The sequence below is a fragment of the Pseudoalteromonas sp. TAB23 genome, from assembly GCF_000498075.1.
Lineage (GTDB): Bacteria > Pseudomonadota > Gammaproteobacteria > Enterobacterales > Alteromonadaceae > Pseudoalteromonas > Pseudoalteromonas arctica.
Map to the genome: position 1 here is coordinate 1 of NZ_AUTP01000291.1, position 3,631 is coordinate 3,631.

Consider the following 3,631-nt stretch of genomic DNA (forward strand, 5'->3'; position numbering starts at 1 on the left):
CAACTAAATAGCGAATTTTTTGCCTAGCTATCAACACGTTTTTCCATCCTCAAAATAGATCACTTAATTAAGCGAATTGGTATTAGTCTTTATTATATCCCTCAATAAATAGCATTAACGTGCTTAACCAGATAAAATTCGCGGCAATTAAATATGAGCGAAGCGACATTGTAATGAGTAGAAAGATTGAACTATTAGCCCCTGGCGGTGATGTAAACGCGGTAAAAGCCGNTTGTAGCCGGTGCTAATGCGGTTTATTGTGGGTTAGATACCTTTAATGCACGTAACCGAGCGTCTAATCTTTCGTTTGATGAGCTTAACGGCGCACTTCGCCTAGCCCATGAATACGGCTGTGAGATTTTTTTAACGCTAAATGTAGTTATATTAGAGCACGAAATGGGCGCGCTATTTAAGCTATTAAATCAGCTGGTAAATACCACGCTCGACGGCATTATTGTGCAAGACCTAGGGTTATTCAATATTGTTAAAAAGCACTTTCCTACTTTGCATATTCACGCATCAACGCAGTTAACTACGCATAACGAATCACAGGTTGAGTTTTTAGCGCGCATTGGCGCTACACGTGTAAATTTATCGCGCGAGCTTAACTTAACTGAAATTAAAATACTGACTGACGTAGCGCATAAATGCGACGTATTAACCGAAGTATTTGTGCACGGCGCATTATGTATTGCGTTTTCAGGGCAATGTTATTCAAGCTCAGTAAGTGTGGGTAACTCGGGCAATCGTGGTCGCTGCTCGCAAGCGTGTCGTGATGAATACGAGCCAACTGCGATGGGTAACAAGCATCCGTTAAACTTAAAAGATAACTCAGCTTATTTCGACCTGCCAGAGCTAGTAGCTGCAGGTGTTGATTCGTTAAAAGTAGAAGGCCGTATAAAAGGCGCTAACTACGTACATACGGTTATTGATAGCTGGCGCAAACAAATAGACACGTTTGTGCAAACCGGTAACCTAATTGAAGACGATTCAAGCTTGTATAAAGTGTTTAACCGTAACTTTACCAATAAGTTTTTAACCGGCGACATGACCAAAAACATGTTTACCGATAACCCGCGCGACCATAGCTTTGATCACGCAAACGAAAAAAACAACGCAATTTCGGTCGTGCAAATTTACGATGCACAGCAAGAGCTTTCCACTCAAAAAAGTGAAATTGATTCGTTAGTTAAAAAGAAAATTGAATTTTTAGATATTTCAAAGCGCGAGCTTACATTAGAATTTACAGGGCAATTAAACCAGCTATTCACTGTAAACATAATTATTGAAGATAAAAACGATATTACGCTTTCGAATAAAAACGAAAAAGAGCCTCTACGCTTTGAAGTTCAATCGCAAATGCCTATGCAAACCGCCGATAAATCGGTTGTTGATATTGCTGCTATTGATAAACGCTTTAAAAGCTTTAGTAATGCCAATTTTGAAATTAAAAATATGGATTACTCAAACTTAGGCAACAACTTAAGCATTCCGTTTAAAGAGCTCGCCCGTATTAAAAAGCAAGTCGCGTTTTTATTAAACGAAGGCAAAGACGTACTCGCCCCTGTTGAACTGCCAAAACTAGTAAACCACCCTAAAGCCGATAACAAAACAACACTCTCTATTTTAATATCGGACATAAAAGACGTTCACCTATGTGATTTAACAGGTGGCGATGTTTACTTTAAATTACCAGAGAGCTTTAGAACCGATAACGATAAATACATTAATGTATTTTTAGAGCACCCACAGTTAATTCCGTGGTTTCCGGCGGTGTTAATTGGTAAAGATTTTGAAGAAGCGGTACGTTTGCTCGAGGTTGTAAAACCTAAGCTTATTATTAGTAACAACACAGGCGTTGCATTTAAAGCAGTACAAATGAGTATTGATTGGATTGCAGGCCCGTTGTTAAACACCACAAACTCTTATGCGTTACTAACACTACAAGAAGATTTAAACGCAAAAGGCGCGTTTATTTCAAACGAAATAAACAAACCACAAATGCGTAATATTAAACGCCCTAACAATTTTAAAATGATGTACAGCATTTATCATCCAATACTAATGATGACCAGCCGACAATGTTTTTTCCAGCAAACCGTTGGATGTAAAAAACCACGTATTGACGCAAGCTGTATGCTGAGCTGTAAAAAAGAAACCACCGTTACCAATGTTAAAGGTATTAGCTTTGCTATTGATAAACAAAAAGGCGGCTACCCGAGCATTTATAACCACGAGCAATTTTTAAATATGGATATTGTGACCGATTATGCCGACAAGTTTGACGAGTTTATGATTGATTTAACCGACATTGGCTCAGGCGATAAAGAAAAGCTAGACAAAGCCGTGTTACTTGCGCATTTTCAAGATTTAATTAGCGGGCAAACACACGCTGCTGATCAGTTAAATCATATGGTAAAAGTAAAAACACGTCAGCAATATGTTGAAGGCTTAAACAGTTAAGGTAAGTATTAAAATGACATTGCCATTATTATATTCATTACAACACTGCCCATATGCAATGCGCGCACGAATGGGTATTTTAATGGCAGAGCAACACGTGTTACTACGCGCTATAAAAACTAAAAATAAGCCACCGCATCTTTTGAAAATATCGCCAAAAGGCACGGTGCCTGTTTTATTACTGCCGAATAATCAAGTTATAGATGAAAGCCTAGATATTATGCTGTGGGCTTTAAAGCAAAACGATTCGCATAATTTACTGCATACTCAAGACCCATTAGCACTTGAGCGCATGCTTGAATTAATTAAGCTAAACGACACGAAATTTAAACCAGTGCTCGAAAAGTACAAATTTTATGCTCGCACAAAAGACATGGCACAAATTTATTATCAAAAAGCCTGCGAAGAGTTTATTAAGCAATTTGAAGCAAAACTAACTACCCATAAATACCTAATGGGCAATGAAAAAAGCCTAGCCGATTATGCTCTGCTGCCATTTATTAGACAGTTTGCCCGCGTAGATAAACACTGGTACTTACAAAGTGAATACACGCATGTACGCGCATGGTTAAACGAGTTTTTGCACGCCCCCATGTTTACCAAAGTTATGACCAAATTTGATTTGTATATGGACTGCGGCGAAGAGTTTTTATACGGCGTTAAAAAACCTTAATTTAGCCTTTTTTTATAAGAAATTACATTACTATAGCTACCTGTAAATCTCAGCATTGAATTATTCTCATCATCGAATTTAAGCCCTTTATTTACGCTATACTGCCCTCCCCATTACTAACAAACGCTATGCATTATGAACTACTCAAACTTTGGCACTAAATTCACACAACCCAACGGCATTACTCAGTTAATGGAAGATTTAGGCGGTGCTAAAAACAGCAACAATCCTAATATTGTTATGCTGGGTGGCGGTAACCCCGCATTAGTACCACAAGTAAATGAGGTTTTTTTAAGTGAATTACAAAAACTCGTTGCCAGTAACAAGGTATCGCAGGTATTTGGCCTTTACGACGGCCCAACCGGTAACGACGAGTTTAGAGCTGCATTAGCAGGCCAGCTAAGTAAAGAGTATGCATGGGACATTAACGCCGATAACGTAGCACTTGGCAATGGCAGCCAAGCTAACTTTTTTGTGCTGTTTAATATGTTGGCA

Annotated in this window: 1 protein-coding gene and 2 pseudogenes; all 3 read left to right on the plus strand. The window is 38.6% G+C overall.

Annotated features, from left to right (window positions below):
* Positions 1–173 precede the first annotated feature (173 nt).
* Positions 174–2,463: pseudogene (locus tag L654_RS01000000126380) on the plus strand (peptidase U32 family protein).
* A gap of 13 nt (positions 2,464–2,476) precedes the next feature.
* The gene (locus tag L654_RS0118100) at positions 2,477–3,136 is read left to right on the plus strand and encodes a glutathione S-transferase (protein ID WP_024608675.1); all 660 of its coding nucleotides are present in this window, start codon (positions 2,477–2,479) and stop codon (positions 3,134–3,136) included.
* A gap of 135 nt (positions 3,137–3,271) precedes the next feature.
* Positions 3,272–3,631 (plus strand): annotated as a pseudogene (gene avtA / locus L654_RS0118105) (valine--pyruvate transaminase); the annotation flags it as partial.